The organism is Marilutibacter chinensis (assembly GCF_021725675.1).
GTDB lineage: Bacteria > Pseudomonadota > Gammaproteobacteria > Xanthomonadales > Xanthomonadaceae > Marilutibacter > Marilutibacter chinensis.
This window is the reverse complement of the sequence record NZ_JAKJPO010000007.1, coordinates 77236-98352: the sequence shown is the minus strand read 5'-3', so window position 1 is coordinate 98352 and position 21117 is coordinate 77236. Positions and strand designations below refer to the sequence as shown.

The following is a 21117-nucleotide window of genomic DNA, read 5'->3' as shown; positions in this document are numbered from 1 at the left end:
AGGCGCACTGCAGCAGCGGTCAGAAGCGGTAGGTCGCCGTCAGCACCGCCGAACGGCCGTCGCCGGGGATCGCCCAGCCGCTGGTCGTGTTGTTGCGGATGTTGGTGTAGTACTCCTTGTCGAACAGGTTGTCGACGTTCAGCTGCAGGCTGAGCGCATCGTTGACGCGATAGCCGACCATTGCGCGATGGACCCAGTAGGCATCCGTCTTGTGATACAGACTGTCGTCGGAATTGTTCGGGTAGTAGGTGCCCTGATAGTTCGCGCCGTAGCCGAACGTCCAGGCGTCGAGCGCATAGGTGGTCCAGATGCTGCCGGAGTGGCGCGGCGTCTGAGACAGTTCGCGGCCTGCCAGCGGATCGCCGTCGGTACCGTCGACGAAGTCGGACACGCTCTGGAGCACCTCGCTGTCGAGGAAGGTGTAGTTGGCGAACACCGACCACGCCTCGGTGATGTGGCCGGCTGCGCCGAGCGCTACGCCGTCGACCCGTGCCTGACCGTCGAGCACCTGCACGCCGGACGGATTGTCGGGGTTCCCCGGGTCGGAAACGCGGTAGTTCTCGCGGTCGTTGCGGAATACCGCACCGGTGAGCGACAGGCGGCCACCGACGATGTCCCACTTCGTGCCCAGTTCGATGTTGACCGCGCTCTCCGGGGCGACGTTGCAGCTGTCGACCGGGTTGCCGCGGGCCGGGGCGCAGGAGCCATTGACCGACGACTTGGACGGGGTCTTGCTGTTGGCATAGGACAGATAGACCGAACCGTTCCCAGTCGGCTTGTAGATCAGGCCGGCACGGTAGGAGAACAGTTCATCGTCGCTCTTGTAGACCGGGCCGGCGCCGGTGATCCGGCCGATCGAGCCGGCTTCGTCGGAGACCTCGAATACTGTGCTGCTGCCTTCCACGTTCTCGTATCGGGCGCCGAGGTTCAGCAGCCACTTCTCGCCGAAGTGCAGGGTGTCGAACACGTAGATCGCCTGGTTCGACAGCTCGCCCTCGCTGCGGCCGGTGCGGAAATAGTTCACCGGACCGGTCCAGATGTTGTACGGGTTGCGAAGGTCCTGCAGCGGATAGCTGGTGTTGTCGTTCGGCAGTGTCGAGCCGTCGGCGTTGCGGAAGATGCTGCCGGTGTCGAGTTCGAACTGCTCCCGGCTGAACGACACGCCGGCCACAAGAGAGTGCCGCACCACGCCGGTCTGGAAACGGGTGCTCAGGTCGGTCTGGCTGTAGGCGATGGTGTTTCGGGTGTCGCGGACCAGACCGCGCGGGCCGCCGGTCGGGCTCCAAGTGCCGGACGGCTGCTGGCTGCCGTCCGGCAGGGCCGCGCAGGCGCCGCCGGTGAACGGATTCACGCCGTCGAAGGTGCACCAGGTGCCCTGCAGGGCACTGATGCTCGACATCTGGTCGACCTGCTGCAGGCGGCCCAGGCTGCGTAGTTCGAGATTGTCTCCGAACGACATCTCCAGCACGCCGGTCAGCATGTCCTGGGTGACTTCCTGGCGGGAGGTGTTGCGATAGCCGAAGTAGGTGCTCGGATCGACGCCGGGGAGCGGACCGTCGTTGAAGTCGTTCAGCGCATACGGCGTGCCGTACTGCGGAAGGTTGCGGTCTTCCTGGTGCAGATAGCTGAGCGTGAAGCGGGTGTCCGAACCCAGTCCGAACGCAACCGATGGCGCGAAGCCCCAGCGATGCTCGAACTCCTCGCCTCGGCCGGGCATGTCGGCGATGTGGCCTATCGCGTTGAGGCGGATCGCGATGCCGTTGTCGAGGTCGAAGTTGCTGTCGGCGGTAACGCGGCCGTAGTTGTCCGTGCCGGCGCCGACGGTGACGGTGCTGGAGTCGCCTTCGCGCGCGGTCTTGGAGACCAGGTTGATATTGCCGCCGACAGAGCCGGCGCCGGAGTAGGCCGAGTTGGCGCCGTTCACCAGCTCCAGCGACTCGATGTTGAAGGTATCGCTGCGGGTGTACAGGCCGCTGTCGCGGACGCCGTCGACGGTGATATCGCTGGTCGCGTCGAAGCCGCGCAGGTTGATCTTGTCTCCGTAGCCGCCTCCCCCCTCGCCGGCGCCGAAGGTGATGCCGGGCAGAGTACTAAGCACATCCTGCAGACCGAGCAGGCCCTGCTGGTCCATCACGTCCTTGGTGATCACGGTGATCGTCTGCGGCGTGTCGAGCAGCGCCTCGGTGTATTTCGGCGAGTCTGCCTTGGCCGGAGCCTGGCCGATCACCTCGACCGCGTCGAGATCCTTGGCCTGCATCGCACCCGTCGCGGCAAGATCGCCAGCCGGGCCGGCATAGGCGGTCGACGTCGCGACGGCCAGCGCGACCGCAAGAGGCGCTACGGGCAGGCGAGGGGAGAAGGAAGGTGAGGCGGAAGTGATGTCGCGCATGGCGCTGATGGATCCTTGAGGGAAATGCGGCGGCGGGGATTGGCGGCCGCGAACCCGCGCATGTTAATAATAATGATTCGCAATTACAACGGAATTTTCACGAGTTCGCGCGAAACGGCACGACGACAGGCGCGGACGGCCACAGGGGGTAACCGTGCAGGAGCTGGCGGCGTTGCGAGTCATGCGCGAGCTGGGGGCAGCCGTGCGGCACGGTCGCGTGGCATGCGGATGGCCATGCCGCCGCCCGTCGATTCCCGGAGTGGATGGACAGGGTGGTGTATCAAGCGGGTCGGGCGGGCGTCACCGTGGAGTGGATCTTGCCCGCTCTTGCTGCCCGGACATGGACGGGCAGGTTGGACGTCGCGTCAGTCGCGATCGTCCCGGGTCCAGACCAGGCCGTCCTCGACCTTGGTCGGGAACTTCACCACAGGCGTGTACGCCGGCGGGTTGAGGCAGCGGCCGTCGCGGACGTCGAACTTGGAGCCGTGCAGCACGCATTCGATCGTGGCCTCTTCGCCGTCGAACGGGCCGGCCGACAACTCGAAATCCTCATGCGAGCATTTGTCCTCGAGCGCGTAGTAGTCGCCGTCGTAGTTGACGACCAGGATCGGCGTATCGCCATCCCAGACCACGGTCGATTCGCCGGGGAGCAGTTGGGAAGTGGCGCAAACGCTGATCCAGTCGCCCATGTACGGTCTCGTCGCTCGGTGGCATGGCGCACGGCGCGCCGACTGCCGGAAGGCCCAGCTTACAGCGGCTTTTCGAGGATTTCGAAGCGCAGATCGTCGCGCTTGGGGATGCCGAAGCGCTCGTCGCCGTACGGGAACGGCTTCTTGATTCCGGTGCGCCGGTAGCCTCGTCGCTCGTACCAGGCGATCAGCTCGTCGCGTACGTCGATCACCGTCATCCGCATCGTCGCCAGCCCCAGGTCCTCGCGTGCGAGGCGCTCGGCCTCGGCCAGCACTTCGCGACCAAGCCCGTTGCCCTGCGCGGTCGGCGCCACCGAGAACATGCCGAAATAGCCGGCACCGTCCTGTTCCGCAACGTGTGCGCAGGCGACCAGGGCGCCTGCGCGGTGGGCGAGCAGGACGTGACTGCGTGGCCGGACGATGTCGTCGCGCAGCACCTCGGGGTCGATGCGGTTGCCGTCGAGCAGGTCGGCCTCGGTGGTCCAGCCGGCGCGGCTGGCGTCGCCGCGATAGGACGAGGTGACCAGTTCGACGAGTGCGGGGATGTCGGCCTCGGTCGCGAGGCGGAAGGTCAGTGCGTGCATGGTGGGAATGGTACCCGCGCCCGGGCTCCCGTAGGAACGTCGCGCCTGCATCAGGAATGGGAAATGGGAGGGACACAGCCCCTGAGTCAGGGGCGATTCGTGCCGCAGGCACGAATTGAAATAAGGCATGCAGTGCCGCAGGCACGAATGGGGGTGTGGAAGCGCAACGGCGGGGTCCAGGGTTTGCGCAGCAAACTTTGGGGATTCCCGGGCGCAGCCCGGGATCAGCCCAGCAGCGCGCGTACCTTGCCGATCGACGCGACGAAGGCGTCGATCTCCTCGAAGGTGTTGTAGTAGGCGAACGATGCGCGGCAGGTCGCCGGCACGCCGAAATGCTGCATCAGCGGATGCGCGCAGTGGTGGCCGGAGCGGATCGCCACGCCCTCCAGGTCGAGCAGGGTGGCGAGGTCGTGGGCATGCGCGCCCTCGACCAGGAAGCTGATCACCGCCGCCTTCTCCTTCGGCGCACCGAAGATGCGCAGACCCTCCACTTTCGACAGCATCGCTGTCGCGTGGGCCAGCAGCTCCTGCTCGCGCGCCTCGATCCGCTCCATTCCCAGTGTGGAGAGATAGTCCACCGCCACGCCGAGGCCGACGAAGCCGGCGATGTTGGGGGTGCCCGCCTCGAACTTGTGCGGCGGGTCGTTGAACACCGTGCCGTCGAAGCGGACTTCCTTGATCATCTCGCCGCCACCGATGAACGGCGGCATCGCCTGCAAGTGCTCGCTGCGCGCCCAGAGCACGCCGGTTCCGGTCGGACCGCTCATCTTGTGGCCGGTCAGCGCGTAGAAGTCGCAACCGACCGCGGCGATGTCGAGCGGACGGTGCGGCGCGGCCTGCGAGCCGTCGACCACGGTGACGATGCCGCGGCGACGCGCCTCGCGGCAGATCTCGCGGACCGGGTTGACCGTGCCGAGCACGTTCGACACGTGGGTCACGGCGAGCAGCTTCACCTCGGGGGTGAGGAGGGCGTACAGGCGGTCGAGGTCGAGATCGCCGCGGTCGTCGAGCTCGGCGACTTTGATGGTCGCGCCGGTGCGCTGAGCGACCAGTTGCCAGGGCACGATGTTGGCGTGATGCTCCATCCTGGTCAGCACGATCGCGTCGCCGGGGCCGAGCCTCGGCAATGCCCAGGAATAGGCGACCAGGTTGATGGCGAACGTGGTGCCGCTGCACAGCACCAGCTGGTCGGCGCGGACGTTGAGGAACTTCGCCAGTTTGGCACGCGCGCCCTCGTACGCCTCGGTCGCCTCGGTGCCGAGCGCGTGAACGGCGCGGCTGACGTTGGCGTTGTGGCGGCGGTAGAAGTCGTCGACCGCCTCGATCACCGAGGCCGGCTTCTGGCCGGTGTTGGCCGAGTCCAGGTAGATCAACGGCTTGCCATGGACCTCGCGGGTCAGCACCGGGAAGTCGGCGCGGACCCGGGCCCAGTCGACGTCGCCGGAATGCGCGGCAGGCAGCGGGGCGGTCGGAACGTTCATGCGGTCTCCAGCTTGGCCAGCGCGGCTTCCAGGCGTTCGGCCAGCGCGTCGCGCAGCGCGGCGTCCTCGATCACCGACAGGGTCTCGAGGCAGAACGCGCGGGTCAGCAGCGCCCGCGCCTGCGCCGCCGGCACACCGCGGCTGCGCAGGTAGAACAGCGCGGTCGGGTCGAGCTGGCCGACGGTCGCACCGTGTGCGGCCTGGACCTCGTCGGCATGGATCTCGAGGACCGGCTGGCTGTCGATCTCCGCGTTCTCGCCGAGCAGCAGGTTCTTGTTCGACAGCGCCGCCTCGACGCCATCGGCGCCTTCGCGGATCAGGATGCCGCCGTGGAACGCCGCTTTCGAGCGGCCGGCGCCGAGCCCGCGCCAGGTCAGCTCGCAACGGCTGTCGCGGCCGACGTGGTCGATGCCCAAGCGGGTGTCCAGATGGCGCCTGCCGGCGGCCAGCAGTACGCCGTTGGCCTGCACCGCGGCCCGTTCGCCGTGCAGGGCGATGTTCAGTTCATGGCGGCTCAGGGCCGCGCCCAGTTCGAGGTCGATACGTTCGTAGCGGGCCTCGCGGGCGAGTACGGCGTCGGTCCGCAAGATTGCGGTGGCGCCGGCGTCCTCGTCCTGCACGCGCGCATGCGCCAGCCGCGCCTGCGGGCCGAGGTGGACGTGCAGCAGGCCATTGCCGAGGTGGCGATGGGCGCCGGCGCCGAGGTGGTGTTCGACCACGGTCAGCGACGCCCCCTCGCGCAGCTCGATCAGGTGACGCAGATGCCAGGCGCGGTCGGTGTCGGACGGCGCACCGACGAACACCAGGTGCACCGGCGAGGCGACGCTGACGCCGGCATCGACGCGCAGGACCGTCCCCTCGACCGCCAGCGCGGCGTTGAGGCGGGCGAAGATCTCGTCGCCGCGTTCGAAACGGCGAGCCAGGAAGTTCGCGTCGCGCGCGTCGCCCTCGAACAGGACCTGCGACAGCGGGCGCAGCGAAACACCTGGCGGCAGGCCGGCGGCATCGCTGTGCGCGGCGTCGAGGCGGCCGTTGACGAAGACCAGGCGCGGCGCGGGAATCGCGTCGAGCAGGGCATCGTCGAAATCCGCGGTCGTCTCGTCGGTGACGGCGAATGCACGCCGCTCGAGCGCACGCAGCGGCGTGTATTTCCAGGCTTCCACGCGCGCATGCGGCACGCCGTCGCGCAACACCGCGTCGAGCGCCGCGCGGCGGCTCTCGCCCAGCCCGGCGGCATCCCGTACCGGCAGGGTCTCGAAAGCGTCGCGGAAGGAATCGAGCAGGGCGGTCATCTCAGGTGCCCGCCCGGCCCGCCGGCACGGCCGTCGGGCGTTCGTCAGCGCGCAGACCGGCGGTCTGCGAGCGTGCTTGTTCACTCTCCGGCGTGATCCGGTCCTTCAGCCAGGCGTAGCCGTGCTGCTCGAGTTCCATCGCCAGTTCCGGACCGCCGGTTTCCACGATGCGGCCATCGGCCAGCACGTGCACCACATCCGGCTTGATGTAGTCGAGCAGGCGCTGGTAGTGGGTGATCACCAGGAACGCGCGTTCCGGAGAACGCAGTGCGTTGACGCCCTCGGCGACCGTCTTCAGCGCGTCGATGTCGAGGCCGGAATCGGTTTCGTCGAGGATGGCGAGCCTGGGTTCCAGCAGCGCCAGCTGGAAGATCTCGTTGCGCTTCTTCTCGCCGCCGGAGAACCCCTCGTTGACGCCGCGGTGCAGCAGCTCGTCCTGCAGGTGCAGCACGGCGAGCTTCTCGCGCACGAGCTTGAGGAACTGCATCGAGTCCAGCTCGCTCTCGCCGCGCGCCTTGCGCTGGGCGTTCAGCGCGGTGCGCAGGAAATAGGTGTTGTTCACGCCCGGGATCTCGACCGGGTACTGGAACGCGAGGAACACGCCGGCAGCGGCACGTTCCTCGGGCTCCAGCGCCAGCAGGTCGCGGCCGTCGAAGACGACCGAACCCTCGGTGACCTCGTAGCCCTCGCGGCCGGCGAGAATGTTGCCGAGCGTGGACTTGCCGGCGCCGTTCGGGCCCATGATGGCGTGGACCTGGCCGGGCCGCAGCTCCAGCGACAGGCCCTTGAGGATTTCGCGTCCGCCGATGGAGGCGTGGAGGTTTTCGATCTTCAGCATGTGGATTGCTTCGCAGGTGATTCGTGGGCTGTCGGTGGTTCGGGAACTGCCGTGGCCGGCTCAGCGGCGGGCGTCGTCGAGCCACTGCTCGCGCAGGTAGCGGGTGCGTTCGCGGGTCATCCGCGTCATCGCCGCGGCGCGCTCGAGCGGATAGATCGAGCCGTACTCGATCCGCGGGTCCTCGCCCTCGGCGATCGGGAACTCGGCGTCGAGGTCTGCATCGCGCAACCGGATCCAGAGGCGCTGGGCCGCGCGCAGCCTCTCGGCGAATACCGCGTCTCCGGCCCGGCTCGCGAGCACGGCGCGATAGACGCGGTTGAGCTCGGCGTCGGCGGCTGCGTACTCGTCGAAGGCACAGGCATTCATCTCCTGCTGCGTGCCATCGGGGTTGCACGCGGGCTGTGCCGCGACGGCGCCGGACAGAGCGGCGAGAACCAGAATGAAGGCCAGGCGCATCATCCCACCGAGCCCTCCAGCGAGACTTCCAGCAGCTTCTTGGCCTCGACCGCGAACTCCATCGGCAGTTCGCGGAACACGCTCTTGCAGAAGCCGTCGACGATCATCGACACCGCGTCCTCCTCGCCGATGCCGCGCGAACGGCAGTAGAACAGCTGGTCCTCGCTGATCTTGGAGGTGGTCGCCTCGTGCTCGACCGTCGCGGTCGGCTGCCTGACCTCGATGTACGGGAAGGTGTGCGCACCGCACTTCTTGCCGATCAGCAGGCTGTCGCACTGGGTGTGGTTGCGCGCGGCGACCGCGCCCTTCTCGACTTTGACCAGGCCGCGGTAGGTGTTCTGGCCGCGGCCGGCGCTGATGCCCTTGCTGACGATCTTGCTCTTGGTGCGGGCGCCGACGTGGATCATCTTGGTGCCGGTGTCGGCCTGCTGGCGGTGATGCGTCAGCGCGACCGAGTAGAACTCGCCGACCGAGTCGTCGCCCAGCAGCACGCAGGATGGGTATTTCCAGGTGATCGCCGAGCCGGTCTCGACCTGGGTCCAGCTGACCTTGCTGCGGGCGCCGCGGCACTCGGCGCGCTTGGTCACGAAGTTGTAGATGCCGCCGCGGCCTTCCTCGTCGCCGGGATACCAGTTCTGCACGGTGGAGTACTTGATCTCGGCGTCCTCCAGCGCGACCAGCTCGACCACCGCCGCGTGCAGCTGGTTCTCGTCGCGCATCGGCGCGGTGCAGCCCTCGAGGTAGGAGACGTAGCCCTTGTCCTCGCAGATGATCAGGGTGCGCTCGAACTGGCCGGTGTTCATCGCATTGATGCGGAAGTAGGTGCTCAGTTCCATCGGGCAGCGCACGCCCTTCGGGATGAACACGAAGCTGCCATCGGAGAACACCGCCGAGTTCAGCGCGGCGAAGTAGTTGTCGCCGGTCGGCACCACGCTGCCGAGGTAGCGGCGGACCAGCTCGGGATGCTCGGCGATGGCCTCGGACATCGAGCAGAAGATGATGCCCTTGTCGGCCAGTTCCTTGCGGAAGGTGGTGCCGACCGAGACCGAGTCGAACACGGCGTCGACCGCGACTCCGGCCAGCTTCGCGCGCTCGTGCAGCGGGACGCCGAGCTTCTCGTAGGTATCGAGCAGTTCCTGCGGCACCTCGTCCAGCGACGCGTACTTAGGGCCCTTGGGTGCGCTGTAGTAGCTCAGCGCCTGGAAGTCGATCGGTTCGATCTTCAGCTTGGCCCAGTTCGGCATCGGCATCGTCAGCCAGTGCCGGTAGGCCTGCAGGCGCCACTCGGTCATCCATTCCGGTTCGTTCTTGCGCGCGGAGAGTGCCCGGATGATGTCTTCGTCCAGCCCGGGCGGCAGGCTGTCGGATTCGATGTCGGTGACGAAGCCGGCGTCGTACTTGCGGCCCAGCCGCGCGTGGATGTCGCGGTTGCTTTCCGGCAGGGGGCCGGTGGAGGCGTCGGCGCGCATTTCGATGGTGGTTTCGGTGGCCATTGGGCTGCCTACTTCGTTATGCGTTGGCGAGGCGCAGGTCGATGCGCTTCGGATCGGGTGGGGCGGCGGGGACCGCGGAGGGCGGCGCCAGCATCTGCGCCAGGGTGACCTCGCGCAGGGCGGCGACCACGACGTCGTTGATGTGGCGCCAGTTCGCGCGCACGCCGCACTGGTGTTCGATCGTGCAGTTGCCGGCGTGCACGCTGCACTCGGTCATGCCGAGCGGGCCTTCCATTGCCTCGACGATCTCGATCAGGCCGATGCCGTCGGCCGGGCGTGCCAGGCGGTAGCCGCCGTTGGCGCCTCGGAAGCCCTCGACCAGGCCCGCCTGCGCCAGCGGCTTGAGCACCTTCGCCACGGTGGGCGCCTCCAGCCCTGCGCGGTCGGCCAGCTCCGATGCGCTGAGCACGTCGTCGGGACGGGCCGCCAGCACGGTCAGGACGACCGTCGCGTAGTCGGTGAGTTTGGTCACGCGGAGCATTGGGGGGAGGGCTCTCTAATCCGTACCGGAATTGTACGGATTCAGCGGGGGCAGGCCAAGGGGCGCCGCGGTCGGCGTTCAGGCCGGCCGGAGCGGAACGGCGGGTCGTGCCGGGGACAGGTCACGCGACGGCCGGTACCGATGTTGGCCGTTGCCGGGTGTTCCGGGTCAGAATGGTCGCGAGCCAACCCGGGAGCCTCCATGCCAAGCAAGATTGTCGCCCGCCGTTCCCAGATCCACGGCAACGGCGTGTTCGCGAAGGAACCGATCAGAAAGGGCGAGCGTATCGTCGAGTACAAGGGCGCGCGCCGCACCCACGAGGAGGTCGATGCCGGCGACACCGGCGATGTCGACTCCGGCCACACGTTCCTGTTCACCCTCAACGACGAATACGTGATCGACGCCAACCTGCGCGGCAACATCGCGCGCTGGATCAACCACAGCTGCAAGCCCAACTGCGAGGCGATCCTGCACGAGGACGAGGGCGACGACCGCCGCAAGGACCGGGTTTTCATCGAGGCGATCCGCGACATCGAGCCGGGAGAGGAGCTGTCCTACAACTACGGTATCACCCTGGCCGAGAAGCACACCAAGGAGCTGAAGGCGATCTGGGCGTGCCGCTGCGGGGCCGGGAACTGCACCGGGACGATGTTGCAGCCGAAGAAGGACAAGAAGAAAAAGAAGAAAGGCAAGAAGAAAAAGAAGAAGGACTGAGGTTCGGCGCGGCTTCGGCTGGAGCCGCCGTCCGCCGGGATGGGAGTGCTCCTCCCGGCCGTCTTCATTGACGCACCTGTCGCTGAAGCTCCGGTTCGTGAAGCAAACCTCGAGCGTCCTTGTCGGATCAGGCGGTACGTCGATGGCCCCCGGTCCTGCCGTCTGCACGGCATCCTGCAGGCGATGGAGCCGCCCCGTCCCCGTGCGCGGGTTGCGCGTGTCCCGCAGGCCTCGTGGCAAGCGGCTTCCCTCGGGAAGTCCCAACGTTCCTATCCACGCACGTACCAACGATCAATGGCGCCGTAACATGCCCGGGGCGATACTGCGGCGCATGAGAGTCCGGATCCGGAGGAGTGCGTCATGAGTTCGATTGAAGGCAAGGTCGCGGTCGTCACCGGCGCCGCCAGCGGTATCGGCAGGGAGATCGCACACGAGCTTTCGCGCGCGGGCGCGGCGGTGGTCATCGCCGACCTGAACCTCGACGGCGCGCAGGCCGTCGCCGATGCGATCGCCACCGCGGGTGGGCGCGCGCTGGCGGTGGCGATGGACGTCACCGACGAGGACGCGGTCAACCGCGGCATCGCCGCCGCGGTCGAGGCGCTGGGCCCGGTCGATATCCTGGTTTCCAACGCCGGCATCCAGATCGTCAATCCGATCGAGCAGTACCGTTTCGCCGACTGGAAGAAGATGCTCGCCATCCACCTGGACGGTGCCTTCCTGACCACCCGTGCGGTGCTGCCGCACATGTACGCGACCGGTGCCGACGGCAAGCCGCGCGGCGGCACGGTGATCTACATGGGCTCGGTGCATTCGCATCAGGCTTCCAAGCTGAAATCCGCCTACGTGACCGCCAAGCACGGCCTGCTCGGCCTGTCGCGGACGCTGGCCAAGGAGGGCGGCGAACGTGGCGTCCGCAGCCACGTGGTGTGCCCGGGTTTCGTGCGGACCCCGCTGGTCGACAAGCAGATTCCCGAGCAGTCGAAGGAACTGGGGATCAGCGAGGAGGAAGTGATCCGCAACGTGATGCTCGGGCAGACCGTGGACGGCATCTTCACCACGGTCGAGGACGTCGCGCAGACGGTGCGGTTCCTGTGCGAATTCCCCAGCGCGGCGCTGACCGGCCAGAGCCTGATCGTCAGCCACGGCTGGCACATGCAGTAGGGCCGGGCATCCGCGATGGCCGTCAAGCGCTCCGGACTGCCCGACAACGTCGCCCTGGTCCTGCAGGGCGGCGGTGCGCTTGGCGCCTACCAGGCGGGCGTCTACCAGGGCCTGCACGAGGCCGGAGTGTCGCCGGGCTGGTTGGCCGGCATCTCGATCGGCGCCTTCAATACCGCGATCATTGCCGGCAATCCGCCGGAACGGCGCGTGGACGCGCTGCGCGAATTCTGGCAGACGATCTCGCAGCCCTACCTGCTGCCGTCGACCACGCTCGGCCAGGAGGCCAGGCTGGAAGGGCTGGGCGAAGATGCCCGCGCCTGGCTCGACACCTGGGAGGCCTGGCGCGCGCTGGTCGAGGGGCAGCGCGGCTTTTTCCACCCGCGCGGCTGGTTCGCCGGGCCCGGGGGCTCCAGTCCGTTCGACGCCGGTGGGCCCGAAGCGGCCAGCTGGTACGACACCGCGCCGATGCTCCGTACGCTGGAGCGGATGGTCGATTTCGACCGTCTCAACGACGGCGGCATCCGGGTCTCGGTGGGCGCGGTCGATGTCGCCAGCGGCAATCTGGAATATTTCGACAACACCCGGATGCGTCTGGACGCGCGCCATATCCTCGCCTCGGGCGCACTGCCGCCGGCGTTTCCGGCGATCGAGATCGACGGGCGCCACTACTGGGACGGCGGACTGGTCTCGAACACGCCGCTGTCCTACGTGCTGTCGGATCCGCGGCGGGCGGACAGTCTGGTGTTCCAGGTCGACCTGTGGAGCGCACGCGGCGAGTTGCCGCAGAACCTGCTGGACGTGGCCGAGCGGCAGAAGGAGATCCAGTATTCCAGCCGGACCCGCATGGTCACCCGCATGCAGCGCATCGACCAGCACTACCGGCGCCTGCTGCGCGAGCTGCTGGACGTCGTGCCGGACGACGTGCGCGAGTCCAATCCGTGGGCGCGGCACGCAGCCGAGCTGGCCTGCGGCAACCGGATCACGGTGATCCACCTGATCTACCGCGAGCGGGCGAAGATCGGGCACTTCAAGGACTATCAGTTCGGCCGGGTCGCCATGCGCGAGCACTGGCAGTCCGGCCACGTCGACATCGGCCGTGCGCTCGCGCATCCGGAATGGCTGCGGCTGCCGACCGGCGAGGACGCCTTCATCGCCCACGACGCGACCGCGCCGGCTCCGGGTCAGAGATAGGGAGCAGATCCGGTTCCCTCGCCGGCTGGTGCCGGCGCGACGGCGGTCGGACAGTGGTCGGATGCGCGCCGCCCCGGAAGGGTTGCCATGACTTGTGCCAGTCGGAGCGATGGCCCGATCCGCATAGCCTGTGCGCCGATTCCGCACAGTCGCCCTCCCGATGCCCTTGTCTGCCGCCCGGTGCCGTACCCGGTTTCCTGTCCTGTCCGCCATGGTGTACTCGCTGGCGTTGTTCGCGACGCCCGTCGCCGCGGTCGAGATCGACGGCCGCATCGATCCGGACGAATGGCGGGACGCGCGCCACGTGACCGGCTTCCGCAAGGTCCAGCCGCTGAGCCTGGAACCTGGTTCGCTGCCGACCGAGGCCTGGGTGATGGCCACGCCGGAAGGGCTGGCGATCGCATTCCGCAATACCCAGCCGCAGTCGGTGACCTGGACCCGGCAGAAGGTCCAGCGCGATTTCAGTGCCCAGGTCGACCGGGTCAACCTGATGGTCGATTTCGACGGCGACGGCCGCACCGGCTACAACTTCACCGTCGCTTCGACCGGCGGCGTGGCCGACGCGGTGATCACCAACGAGAGCCAGTTCAACGACGACTGGGACGGCCACTGGCAGCACGCGGTAACCGAGGACGGCGAGGGCTGGTCGGTCGAGATGCTGATTCCGTGGTACATCGCGCCGATGCGCAGCGGCGAAAACGGCATGCGCACGATCGGGATCCAGCTGGACCGGGTGATCGGCTCGACCGGCGAGCGGATGGCCTGGCCGGGCGCGAGCTTCGAAAGGCCGCGCTACCTGTCCGAGTTCGAGCCGGTCGAGGTCGTCCAGTACAGCCAGGCGCTGCTGGCGGTGACCCCCTACGTGTCCGGGCTGTACGACAACATCAGCGGCGACAGCGATTTCGAGGGCGGCCTGGACCTGTTCTGGAAGCCCAACGGGCAGTTCCAGCTGACCGCGGCGGTCAATCCCGACTTCGGCCAGGTCGAGAGCGACGATCTGGTGATCAACTTCAGCGCGACCGAGACCTTCATCAGCGACAAACGGCCGTTCTTCACCGAGAACCAGGGTATCTTCGAGTTCACCACGCCGTCCGACGACAGCCAGTTGCTCTACACGCGACGGATCGGCGGTCCGGCCGACGACCGCCGGGGTGCCGGCGACATCGACGCGGCGGTCAAGCTCAACGGCAGCCTGGGGGCGACCAAGTACGGCGTGTTCCTCGCCGAGGAGGCCGGCGAGGTCGGCCGCACGTTCGGTGCGCTGCGGCTGGTGCGCGACTTCGAGAGCCAGAACCTCGGCGCGATGCTGACCCGGGTCGAGCGGCCGTTCCTCGACCGCGAGGCGACCGTGCTCGGCGTCGACCACAACTGGCGGCCGACGCCGCGCTGGAACGTACGCACCCGCGTGTTCGGCAGCCAGGTCGAGCAGCACGGCGAGGACGTGCGCGACATGGGCGCGACGGTCTGGGCCGATTACGAGATGGACGGCGGCTGGCGCCAGCAGTGGATCGCCATGCATTTCGGAAACGACCTGGAGATCAACGACGCCGGCTTCCTGGCGCGCAACAGCACCAACTACCTGCACTGGGAGGTGCGCAGGCGTTTCGACGCGCTGGCGGAGGGCTCGCGCTACGCGTCCAAGGACTGGCGGGGCCGGATCAGCACCAATCACAACAACCGCGGGGAAAAGCTCAACGACCAGTTCCGCCTGAGCCGCCAGGGCAACCTGCGCAACGGCAGCTACGAATACGGCCAGATCAACGTCAACAGCCCCGGCATCAGCGACCTGTTGCTGCGCGGCCACGGCATCGTGAAGCTGCCGGCCAGTTTCAACGCCTTCTACGAATACGAGCGTCCTCGCAAGGGCGACTGGGCGCACGACGTCGAGCTGGAGCTGTTCGGGGGCGGCCTGGCCGGGAATTCCAAACTCGGCTCCTCGGTCTGGTACGGCACCACCTACTTCATCAGCGATGCCTTCAGCATCAATGCCGGCGTGGTGGTCATCCACCGTCCGGACTGGTTGATCTGGCAAGGGCACGACCACGGCGACCTGGTCGGTGCTTTCGACGGTCGCGAATCGAAGCTGAAAGCGGGCCTGGACTGGACCATCAGCGACCGCCAGGAGCTGCGCGTCAAGCTGCAGGCGATCGGCATCGACGCGCGGGCGCACGGGGCGTGGCGCTTCGACGCAGCCGGCAACGCGGTCGCGTCGATGGACGCCGTCGACGACTTCAGCGTGCGCAACCTCGGTTTCCAGATCCGCTACCGCTACGAGTTGGCGCCGCTCTCGTATCTGTACGTCGTCTATGGCCGCGGCGGCCTGGATTCGCTCGACCACGCCGAAGGGGTCGGCGACGCGCTGTTCGACAGTTTCGATCTGCGTGACGACGAACAGCTGCTGGTCAAGCTGTCGTATCGGTTCGAGATCTGAAACCGGAGGACATGGCCGGTTTCCCGTCAGGCCAGGCCTCGGGCACGAGGATCGCGAACAGGCCCCCGCGACGGGTGTGGCGGTCGAGCTTCAGCAGCGCCTTGTCGCGGCTGACCAGCCAGCGGGCGTTGGCGGCGAGGGCGAGTTCGAGGAACTTCTGGTCGTCGGGGTCGCGGCAGCGGGGCAGCGCCGGCACCTCCACCGGCTGCGTATCGAGGCAGGCGGCGGTGGCGTCGAAGGCCTCTATCAGGGCGAGTCGGCGGTCCGGTTCCAGCGCCAGCAGCGGATAGCCGAGCACCCGGCGCCATTCCTCGCGGCACTCCGCATTGGTGACGGCTTCGAGCATCCCCGAGTCGAGCGCCGCGCGGATCGCGTCGATGCGCGGATCGCTGAACACCAGCAGGTCGAGCCAGGCGTTGGTGTCGAGGACGATGCGCGAAGGGCCGGCGGGCAGGGTCATGGCGGCAAGGCTACCAGTTGCGACCGCCGCCGCCGGGGCGGCGGTGTAAGCTTCGGCCTCCTTCGTGCACGGGATGGATGCGCCATGCCGCTGGTCGATCCGCTGCCCGCCGACAGCGACGCCGAAGTCGCCGAACTGGCGAAGTTCTTCAACGAGACGCTGGGCTTCTTCCCCAACAGCGTGCTGACGATGATGCGGCGACCGGAGATCGCCAAGGCCTTCATCGGCCTGAACATGGCGGTCATGCAGAACCACGGCCGGGTCGGCAGCGCGCTGAAGCGGCTGGTCGGCTACGTGTCCAGCCACGCCACCGGCTGCCGTTACTGCCAGGCGCACACGATCCGTGCGGCTGAACGCTACGGTGCCGAAGCCGCGCAGATGGAGCACATCTGGGAGTTCGCACCCATCCCGCCTTCAGCGAGGCCGAACGGGTCGTACTGGAGTTCGCGGCCGCGGCCTCGCAGGTGCCCAACGCGGTCGACGCGGGCCTGCAGGCGCGCCTGCGCGAGCACTGGGACGACGGTGAGATCGTCGAGATCCTCGGCGTGATCGCGTTGTTCGGCTACCTCAACCGCTGGAACGACAGCATGGCGACGACGTTGGAGGAAGGCGCCGAGGAATCCGGCCGCCAGTGGCTCGCACACGAAGGCTGGACACGCGGCAAGCACGTTTGAGCCGCTTTCCCGCAGGAACCGGGGTTGCGTAGGAACGGCGTGAGCCGCGACCGGGCGATCATGGGAAGGCTTCATCGCGGCTCACGCCGGTCCTACGCCGTTCCTAGCCGGTGCGCCGCATCCCGGCCGGCAGGCGCGTTTCCACGTCGGCCCAGATCGCCTTGCGGCCTTCGGTGAACGCCCACCAAGGCCGCGCGTCGTCGCGCTCGGCGAAGGCGACCGCGGCGATGAACGTGTCCAGCACGCAGGGGTCCTGGCGCAGGCCGGTCAGCTCGCACAGCTGCAGATAGAGTCCTGTCGCGTCCCGGCCGCGCAGGTCGGTCGGCATGTCGATGCCGAGCGCGCGCAGGTCATCGGCCATCGCCGGACCGATGTTGGGCACGTCCTCGAGCCGGTGCGCCTCGGCGAGGGTCCGGGCCTTGGCCATCTCAGCCCCGCTGCTGCAACGCCAGGCGGATGCCGAGCGCGACGAACAGGCTGCCGATCACGCGTTGCGACCAGACGCCGCCGCCGCGGCGCAGACGCATGCCGAAGCGGCCGACTGCCAGGCTGATCAGCAGGGCGGCGGCGAAGCCGATGATCGACAGCAGCACGCCCAGGACCAGAAACTGCAACCAGACCAGGCCGCGTTCCGGATGCACGAACTGGGGCAGGAACGCGAGAAAGAACAGCGCGACCTTCGGGTTCAGCAGTCCGGTGACGATCGAACTGGCATAGACCCGCCGGCCCGAACCGGCCGGCGCATCCGGGTGCAGCGGGCTTTCCGGCGGCCTGCCGCTGCGCCAGGCGCGGATGCCGAGCCAGACCAGGTAGGCGGCGCCGGCGTACTTCACTACCTCGAATGCCAGCGCCGAAGTCGCCAGCACGGCCGACAGGCCCAGCCCGGCGGCGACCGCGTGGATCAGGGTCGCGGTCTCCAGTCCCAGCCCGGCCACGAGGCCGCGACGGAGGCCGCCGGCGGCGCTCTGGGCGACGATCCAGGCCGCGCCGGGGCCGGGAATCGCGACCAGCACGACCGCGGCCGACAGGTAGGCGAGCAGGGTGGGGGTATCGAACAGCGGCATGTCGTGGGCTCCGGAGGCGGGCGCGGGGCCAGTCTACTCGTCGTCGTGGTGCGGCTTGTAGGCTTCCACCAGCTTCTGCTGCACCTGCGTCGGCACCGGCTCGTAATGGCTGAAGTCCAGCGAATAGCGTCCGCGGCCGGCGGTCACCGACTTCAGCTCGGCCGCGTAGCCTTCCAGCTCCGACAGCGGCACCTGCGCCTTGACCACGATCTCGCCGCCGCGGAGCGTGTCGGTGCCGTTGATCCGGGCGCGCTTGGCCGCCAGGCCGCCGCTGATGTCGCCCATGTGCTGCTCGGGCGCGTTGACCTCGAGGTCGACGATCGGCTCCAGCACCTGTGGCCGCGCCTTGTGGACCGCGTCGAGGAAGGCCTTCTTGCCGGCGGCGACGAAGGCGACCTCCTTGCTGTCGACCGGGTGGTGCTTGCCGTCGTAGACGATCACCCGGATGTCCTGCATCGGGTAGCCGGCCAGCGCGCCACCCTGCAGCACCTGGCGCACGCCCTTCTCGACCGCGGGCAGGAACTGGCCCGGGATGGTGCCGCCCTTGACCTCGTCGACGAACTCGAATCCGGTCCCGCGCGGCAGCGGTTCGATACGCAGGAACACCTCGCCGAACTGGCCCGCCCCGCCGGTCTGCTTCTTGTGCCGGTGGTGGCCCTCGGCCTTGCCGCTGACCGTCTCGCGGTAGGCGATCCGCGGAGGCCGTGACGCGACCTCGACGCCGTGGCGTTCCTTCAGCCGTTCCAGGTTGATCCGCAGATGCAGGTCGGACAGGCCGCGGATCACGGTCTCGTTGGTTTCGGCCTCGTGCTCGACGACGAAGCAGGGATCTTCCTCGGCCAGCTTGTGCAGCGCCGCGGCGAGCTTCTGTTCCTGGCCCTTGCGGGTGGCGTCCACCGCAAGGCCGAACATCGGCTTCGGAAAGTCGAGCGGCGCGAGGTGGATGTGGTCCTCGTCGTGGCTGTCGTGCAGGACCGCGTCGAAATGCAGGTCGTCGACCTTGGCCACGGCGGCGATGTCGCCGGGCACCGCCTGGTCGATCTCGATGTGCTCCTTGCCCCTGAGCTTGAACAGGTGACCGACCTTGAACGGCTTCTTGCCGTCGTCGATGAACAGCTGGCTGTCGCGTCGGACCGTGCCCTGGTAGACGCGGAAGGCCGCCAGCTTGCCGACGAAGGGGTCGTTGACGACCTTGAACACGTCGGCGATCACGTGCGCGTCCGGATCGGGGCGCGCCTGCACGGCGACGGTGCCGGCGCCGTTGCGTTTCTCGAACGGCGGCGGGTTGGCCTCGCCGGGATGCGGGAACAACCGTTCGGCGACGCCGAGCAGCTCCTTCACGCCGGTTCCGCTGCGGGCGGAGCAGAACATCACCGGGATCAGGTGTCCTTCGCGCAGGCATTGTTCGAACGCATCGTGCAGCTCGTCGCCGCGCAGGCCGCCTTCGCCCAGGTCGAGGTAGTGCTCCATCACCGTCTCGTTGACCTCGACCACCTGGTCGATGATCTTCTGGTGCCAGTCGGCGACCGGACCGAGATCGCTGTCGCCGTCGGCATTGCCGAAGCAGTCCACGACTCCCGCGCCGTTGCCGGTGGGCAGGTTCAACGGCAGGCAGACCGGGCCGAACGCTTCGCGCAGTTCCTCCAGCACGCGTCCCGGGGCGGCGCCGTCGTGGTCGATCTTGTTGACGACGACCGCACGGCACAGCTTGCGGGTCTTCGCGTACTCCATCATCCGGCGGGTGCCGTACTCGACGCCACGATCGGCATCGACGACGACAAGCACGGTTTCCACCGCCGCCAGCGCGGACAGCGCCGGGCCGCGGAAGTCGGGATAGCCGGGAGTGTCGATCAGGTTGAGGTGGATGCCGCCGTGGTCGGTGCTGGCGATCGCGGCGTCCAGCGAATGGCCGCGCGCCTTCTCGATCGGATCGAAGTCGGACAGGGTAGTGCCGCGTTCGATGCTGCCTGCCGTCTGGACGGTGCCGCCGGCGTGCAGCAGGGCTTCGAACAGGGTGGTCTTGCCGGCGGCGGGGTGGCCTGCCAGGGCCACGTTGCGGATGCTTTCGGTGCTGTAGGACATGAGGCCGTCTCTCCCGTGAATGGGTGGATAGGCCGTCATGGCTGTCCGCGTCGGAAGCGCTGCCGTCCGAGGCGGAAAGCGCTCGGCGGGCGGTCATGGCGGGGTCCCGGCCGGAGCCGGCGGGCTCCGGGGCGGGCTTCAAGGCTCGCGCTGTCGTCCGGCCGGGTCAAGAGGCGGGTCACCGCACGGCGTCGTAACGCCGCGCTCACCGCGGCCGACGGCAGGCATGCCACGATAGGTGCCCCGTACCGCGGCTTCGGACATCGAGGCCCAGCCGGTGCGGCTCCCCCCATCCATCCCAGGAGACGGTACATGGCGTTCAAGCGATACGCGGACGCGGTCTGGCAGGGCGACCTGCAGGTCGGCAAGGGCTCGATGAGCACGCCGCAGAGCGGCCTGTTCGACGCGCAGAACTATTCGTTCAAGACCCGCTTCGGCGACGAGAAAGGCACCAATCCCGAGGAGTTGCTGGCCGCGGCCCACGCCGGCTGCTTCAGCATGGCGCTGTCGGCGGTGCTCGGCAAGGAAGGCTTCACGCCCGACCGCATCCAGACCCGTGCCGAGGTCACGATGGAGCCGGGAATGGATCCCGGCCCGACCGTCACCGGCGTGCACCTGGTCGTCGAAGCGGCGGTGCCCGGCATCGACGAGGCCAGGTTCCAGCAGATCGCCGAAGGCGCCAAGGCCGGCTGCGTCGTCTCGCGCGCGTTGTCGGTGCCGGTCAGCCTGTCGGCCACGCTCAAGGGCTGAGCGCAGCCGGTGGCGGCGCTCAGCCCGGGCCGCGCGCTGCTGCTGCATGGCGCCGGCGGAGGTGGCTGGGAGTGGGCCCGCTGGCGACCGGTGCTGGAGGCACGGGGGATCGGCGTCGACGCGCCCGACCTGATGCCCGCTTCAGCCGGGTGGGCGGCGACGACGCTGGCGGACTACCTCGAGCAGGCGCGGGCGACGTTGACGGCGATGCCGCGTCCGCGTCTGCTGGTCGGCGCCAGCCTGGGCGGATTGCTTGCCGCCGCGGTCGCCGACGCCGCCGATGCGCTGGTGCTGGTGAACCCGCTGCCGCCGCGGCCGTGGGCGAGCCGGCTGCCGGTTCGCGAATGGCCCGAGGTGGTGCCATGGCGACGGGAGGCGAGGCTGGTCTCGACCCGCCTCGCGATTCCCGACGCCGACCCGGCGACCGCGCTGTTCGCTTTCCGCCGTTGGCGCGACGAATCCGGACGGGTATTGCGCGAAGCGCGCGCCGGGATCGCGGTGCCGCGTCCGGCCTGTCCTCTGTTGTGCATCGCCTCGGGCGCGGACGCGGACGTTCCCCCCGCCCTTACCCGTGCACTGGCGCAGGACTGGCAAGCCGACCTGCTCGGACTGGCCGGTGCCAGCCACGTCGGGCCGCTGCTCGGCCGCGAGGCGCCGACCGTGGCCGAACAGGTTGCAGGATGGCTGCAACGGGTCGGATAGGGTAGCCCGCCGTGGCGGGCCGGGTGCTGGGCTGGTGGCAGCACGTAGCCCGGGTAAGCGGAGCGCACCCGGGACGGCCCTGTGGCTCCGTGTGCGCTCCGCTTACCCGGCCTACCCGTAACCGTAGGAGCGGCGTGAGCCGCGATCCCCGGGCAGCGCCCGGGAATTCCCGAAGTTTGCTTCAT

At 68.4% G+C, this 21117-nt stretch carries 21 protein-coding genes; 8 read left to right on the top strand and 13 right to left on the bottom strand.

The window, feature by feature from the left end:
- Positions 1-19 precede the first annotated feature (19 nt).
- The 9 genes from L3V18_RS11655 to L3V18_RS11615 all read right to left on the bottom strand — a co-directional run bounded on the left by L3V18_RS11655 (position 20) and on the right by L3V18_RS11615 (position 9703).
- Positions 20-2389: a TonB-dependent receptor gene (locus L3V18_RS11655; protein WP_237055054.1), complete on the bottom strand. Its 2370-nt coding sequence runs from the start codon at positions 2387-2389 to the stop codon at positions 20-22.
- Between the two features lie 365 nt (positions 2390-2754).
- Positions 2755-3078, bottom strand: coding sequence for a Rieske (2Fe-2S) protein (locus tag L3V18_RS11650; RefSeq protein WP_237055052.1), 324 nt, complete (start codon positions 3076-3078; stop codon positions 2755-2757).
- 59 nt (positions 3079-3137) lie between these two features.
- The gene (locus L3V18_RS11645; RefSeq protein ID WP_237055050.1) at positions 3138-3662 is read right to left on the bottom strand and encodes a GNAT family N-acetyltransferase; all 525 of its coding nucleotides are present in this window, start codon (positions 3660-3662) and stop codon (positions 3138-3140) included.
- 224 nt (positions 3663-3886) lie between these two features.
- Positions 3887-5143, bottom strand: a complete 1257-nt coding sequence (locus tag L3V18_RS11640; RefSeq protein ID WP_237055048.1) for a cysteine desulfurase — start codon at positions 5141-5143, stop codon at positions 3887-3889.
- On the bottom strand, positions 5140-6435 hold the full coding sequence (sufD, locus tag L3V18_RS11635; RefSeq protein WP_237055046.1) for a Fe-S cluster assembly protein SufD: 1296 nt from the start codon (positions 6433-6435) through the stop codon (positions 5140-5142). Before sufD ends, L3V18_RS11640 begins: the two co-directional genes overlap by 4 nt.
- 1 nt (position 6436) lies before the next feature.
- Positions 6437-7273 (bottom strand): Fe-S cluster assembly ATPase SufC, encoded by an 837-nt coding sequence (gene sufC, locus L3V18_RS11630; RefSeq protein WP_237055044.1) that lies wholly within the window; start codon positions 7271-7273, stop codon positions 6437-6439.
- 60 nt (positions 7274-7333) lie between these two features.
- Positions 7334-7729 carry a lysozyme inhibitor LprI family protein gene (locus L3V18_RS11625; RefSeq protein WP_237055042.1) on the bottom strand — a complete coding sequence of 132 codons (396 nt, stop codon included), beginning with the start codon at positions 7727-7729 and terminating at the stop codon, positions 7334-7336.
- A complete protein-coding gene (sufB, locus tag L3V18_RS11620; RefSeq protein WP_237055311.1) occupies positions 7729-9198 on the bottom strand; it encodes a Fe-S cluster assembly protein SufB in 1470 nt (489 codons plus the stop codon). Before sufB ends, L3V18_RS11625 begins: the two co-directional genes overlap by 1 nt.
- Positions 9199-9238: 40 nt before the next feature.
- On the bottom strand, positions 9239-9703 hold the full coding sequence (locus L3V18_RS11615) for an SUF system Fe-S cluster assembly regulator (protein WP_237055040.1): 465 nt from the start codon (positions 9701-9703) through the stop codon (positions 9239-9241).
- Between the two features lie 201 nt (positions 9704-9904).
- On the opposite strand from L3V18_RS11615, the gene L3V18_RS11610 reads away from it, so the two are divergent.
- The 4 genes from L3V18_RS11610 to L3V18_RS11595 all read left to right on the top strand — a co-directional run bounded on the left by L3V18_RS11610 (position 9905) and on the right by L3V18_RS11595 (position 15200).
- Positions 9905-10417: an SET domain-containing protein gene (locus L3V18_RS11610; protein ID WP_237055038.1), complete on the top strand. Its 513-nt coding sequence runs from the start codon at positions 9905-9907 to the stop codon at positions 10415-10417.
- Positions 10418-10777: 360 nt separating this feature from the next.
- On the top strand, positions 10778-11578 hold the full coding sequence (locus L3V18_RS11605; RefSeq protein ID WP_237055036.1) for a 3-hydroxybutyrate dehydrogenase: 801 nt from the start codon (positions 10778-10780) through the stop codon (positions 11576-11578).
- 15 nt (positions 11579-11593) lie between these two features.
- Positions 11594-12769, top strand: coding sequence for a DUF3734 domain-containing protein (locus L3V18_RS11600; protein WP_237055033.1), 1176 nt, complete (start codon positions 11594-11596; stop codon positions 12767-12769).
- Between the two features lie 211 nt (positions 12770-12980).
- A complete protein-coding gene (locus L3V18_RS11595) occupies positions 12981-15200 on the top strand; it encodes a DUF5916 domain-containing protein (RefSeq protein ID WP_237055031.1) in 2220 nt (739 codons plus the stop codon).
- On the opposite strand, the gene L3V18_RS19460 is transcribed toward L3V18_RS11595, so the two are convergent.
- A complete protein-coding gene (locus L3V18_RS19460) occupies positions 15172-15660 on the bottom strand; it encodes a putative toxin-antitoxin system toxin component, PIN family (RefSeq protein WP_237055309.1) in 489 nt (162 codons plus the stop codon). The genes L3V18_RS11595 and L3V18_RS19460 overlap by 29 nt on opposite strands.
- Positions 15661-15744: 84 nt before the next feature.
- Here L3V18_RS19460 and L3V18_RS19455 point away from each other — a divergent pair, with 84 nt between their 5' ends.
- Positions 15745-16209 carry a carboxymuconolactone decarboxylase family protein gene (locus tag L3V18_RS19455; protein ID WP_425493516.1) on the top strand — a complete coding sequence of 155 codons (465 nt, stop codon included), beginning with the start codon at positions 15745-15747 and terminating at the stop codon, positions 16207-16209.
- Positions 16125-16334 carry a carboxymuconolactone decarboxylase family protein gene (locus L3V18_RS11585; protein ID WP_237055029.1) on the top strand — a complete coding sequence of 70 codons (210 nt, stop codon included), beginning with the start codon at positions 16125-16127 and terminating at the stop codon, positions 16332-16334. The genes L3V18_RS19455 and L3V18_RS11585 overlap by 85 nt, the downstream gene beginning before the upstream one ends.
- Positions 16335-16437: 103 nt before the next feature.
- Here the strand turns inward: L3V18_RS11585 and L3V18_RS11580 are convergent, their stop codons facing one another.
- Genes L3V18_RS11580 through fusA form a run of 3 tightly spaced genes read right to left on the bottom strand, consistent with a single transcriptional unit; the run spans position 16438 to position 19480 of the window.
- The gene (locus L3V18_RS11580) at positions 16438-16761 is read right to left on the bottom strand and encodes a helix-hairpin-helix domain-containing protein (RefSeq protein WP_237055027.1); all 324 of its coding nucleotides are present in this window, start codon (positions 16759-16761) and stop codon (positions 16438-16440) included.
- A gap of 1 nt (position 16762) precedes the next feature.
- Positions 16763-17398, bottom strand: a complete 636-nt coding sequence (locus L3V18_RS11575; RefSeq protein ID WP_237055025.1) for a LysE family translocator — start codon at positions 17396-17398, stop codon at positions 16763-16765.
- Positions 17399-17431: 33 nt separating this feature from the next.
- Positions 17432-19480 (bottom strand): elongation factor G, encoded by a 2049-nt coding sequence (gene fusA, locus L3V18_RS11570; RefSeq protein WP_237055023.1) that lies wholly within the window; start codon positions 19478-19480, stop codon positions 17432-17434.
- A 312-nt stretch (positions 19481-19792) separates the two neighbouring features.
- Here fusA and L3V18_RS11565 point away from each other — a divergent pair, with 312 nt between their 5' ends.
- Both L3V18_RS11565 and L3V18_RS11560 read left to right on the top strand, forming a co-directional pair.
- Entirely contained in the window at positions 19793-20230 is a 438-nt protein-coding gene (locus L3V18_RS11565) for an OsmC family protein (protein WP_237055020.1), read from the top strand.
- A 9-nt stretch (positions 20231-20239) separates the two neighbouring features.
- Positions 20240-20932, top strand: coding sequence for an alpha/beta fold hydrolase (locus L3V18_RS11560; RefSeq protein WP_237055018.1), 693 nt, complete (start codon positions 20240-20242; stop codon positions 20930-20932).
- The last annotated feature ends 185 nt before the right edge of the window (positions 20933-21117 follow it).

Excerpts from the sequence above, each read along its gene's own strand:
- L3V18_RS11655 (WP_237055054.1), bottom strand. The coding sequence starts at position 2,389 with ATGCGCGACATCACTTCCGCCTCACCTTCCTTCTCCCCTCGCCTGCCC.
- L3V18_RS11650 (WP_237055052.1), bottom strand. The coding sequence starts at position 3,078 with ATGGGCGACTGGATCAGCGTTTGCGCCACTTCCCAACTGCTCCCCGGC.
- L3V18_RS11645 (WP_237055050.1), bottom strand. The coding sequence starts at position 3,662 with ATGCACGCACTGACCTTCCGCCTCGCGACCGAGGCCGACATCCCCGCA.
- L3V18_RS11640 (WP_237055048.1), bottom strand. The coding sequence starts at position 5,143 with ATGAACGTTCCGACCGCCCCGCTGCCTGCCGCGCATTCCGGCGACGTC.
- sufD (WP_237055046.1), bottom strand. The coding sequence starts at position 6,435 with ATGACCGCCCTGCTCGATTCCTTCCGCGACGCTTTCGAGACCCTGCCG.
- sufC (WP_237055044.1), bottom strand. The coding sequence starts at position 7,273 with ATGCTGAAGATCGAAAACCTCCACGCCTCCATCGGCGGACGCGAAATC.
- L3V18_RS11625 (WP_237055042.1), bottom strand. The coding sequence starts at position 7,729 with ATGCGCCTGGCCTTCATTCTGGTTCTCGCCGCTCTGTCCGGCGCCGTC.
- sufB (WP_237055311.1), bottom strand. The coding sequence starts at position 9,198 with ATGCGCGCCGACGCCTCCACCGGCCCCCTGCCGGAAAGCAACCGCGAC.
- L3V18_RS11615 (WP_237055040.1), bottom strand. The coding sequence starts at position 9,703 with ATGCTCCGCGTGACCAAACTCACCGACTACGCGACGGTCGTCCTGACC.
- L3V18_RS11610 (WP_237055038.1), top strand. The coding sequence starts at position 9,905 with ATGCCAAGCAAGATTGTCGCCCGCCGTTCCCAGATCCACGGCAACGGC.
- L3V18_RS11605 (WP_237055036.1), top strand. The coding sequence starts at position 10,778 with ATGAGTTCGATTGAAGGCAAGGTCGCGGTCGTCACCGGCGCCGCCAGC.
- L3V18_RS11600 (WP_237055033.1), top strand. The coding sequence starts at position 11,594 with ATGGCCGTCAAGCGCTCCGGACTGCCCGACAACGTCGCCCTGGTCCTG.
- L3V18_RS11595 (WP_237055031.1), top strand. The coding sequence starts at position 12,981 with ATGGTGTACTCGCTGGCGTTGTTCGCGACGCCCGTCGCCGCGGTCGAG.
- L3V18_RS19460 (WP_237055309.1), bottom strand. The coding sequence starts at position 15,660 with ATGACCCTGCCCGCCGGCCCTTCGCGCATCGTCCTCGACACCAACGCC.
- L3V18_RS19455 (WP_425493516.1), top strand. The coding sequence starts at position 15,745 with ATGCCGCTGGTCGATCCGCTGCCCGCCGACAGCGACGCCGAAGTCGCC.
- L3V18_RS11580 (WP_237055027.1), bottom strand. The coding sequence starts at position 16,761 with ATGGCCAAGGCCCGGACCCTCGCCGAGGCGCACCGGCTCGAGGACGTG.
- L3V18_RS11575 (WP_237055025.1), bottom strand. The coding sequence starts at position 17,398 with ATGCCGCTGTTCGATACCCCCACCCTGCTCGCCTACCTGTCGGCCGCG.
- fusA (WP_237055023.1), bottom strand. The coding sequence starts at position 19,480 with ATGTCCTACAGCACCGAAAGCATCCGCAACGTGGCCCTGGCAGGCCAC.
- L3V18_RS11565 (WP_237055020.1), top strand. The coding sequence starts at position 19,793 with ATGGCGTTCAAGCGATACGCGGACGCGGTCTGGCAGGGCGACCTGCAG.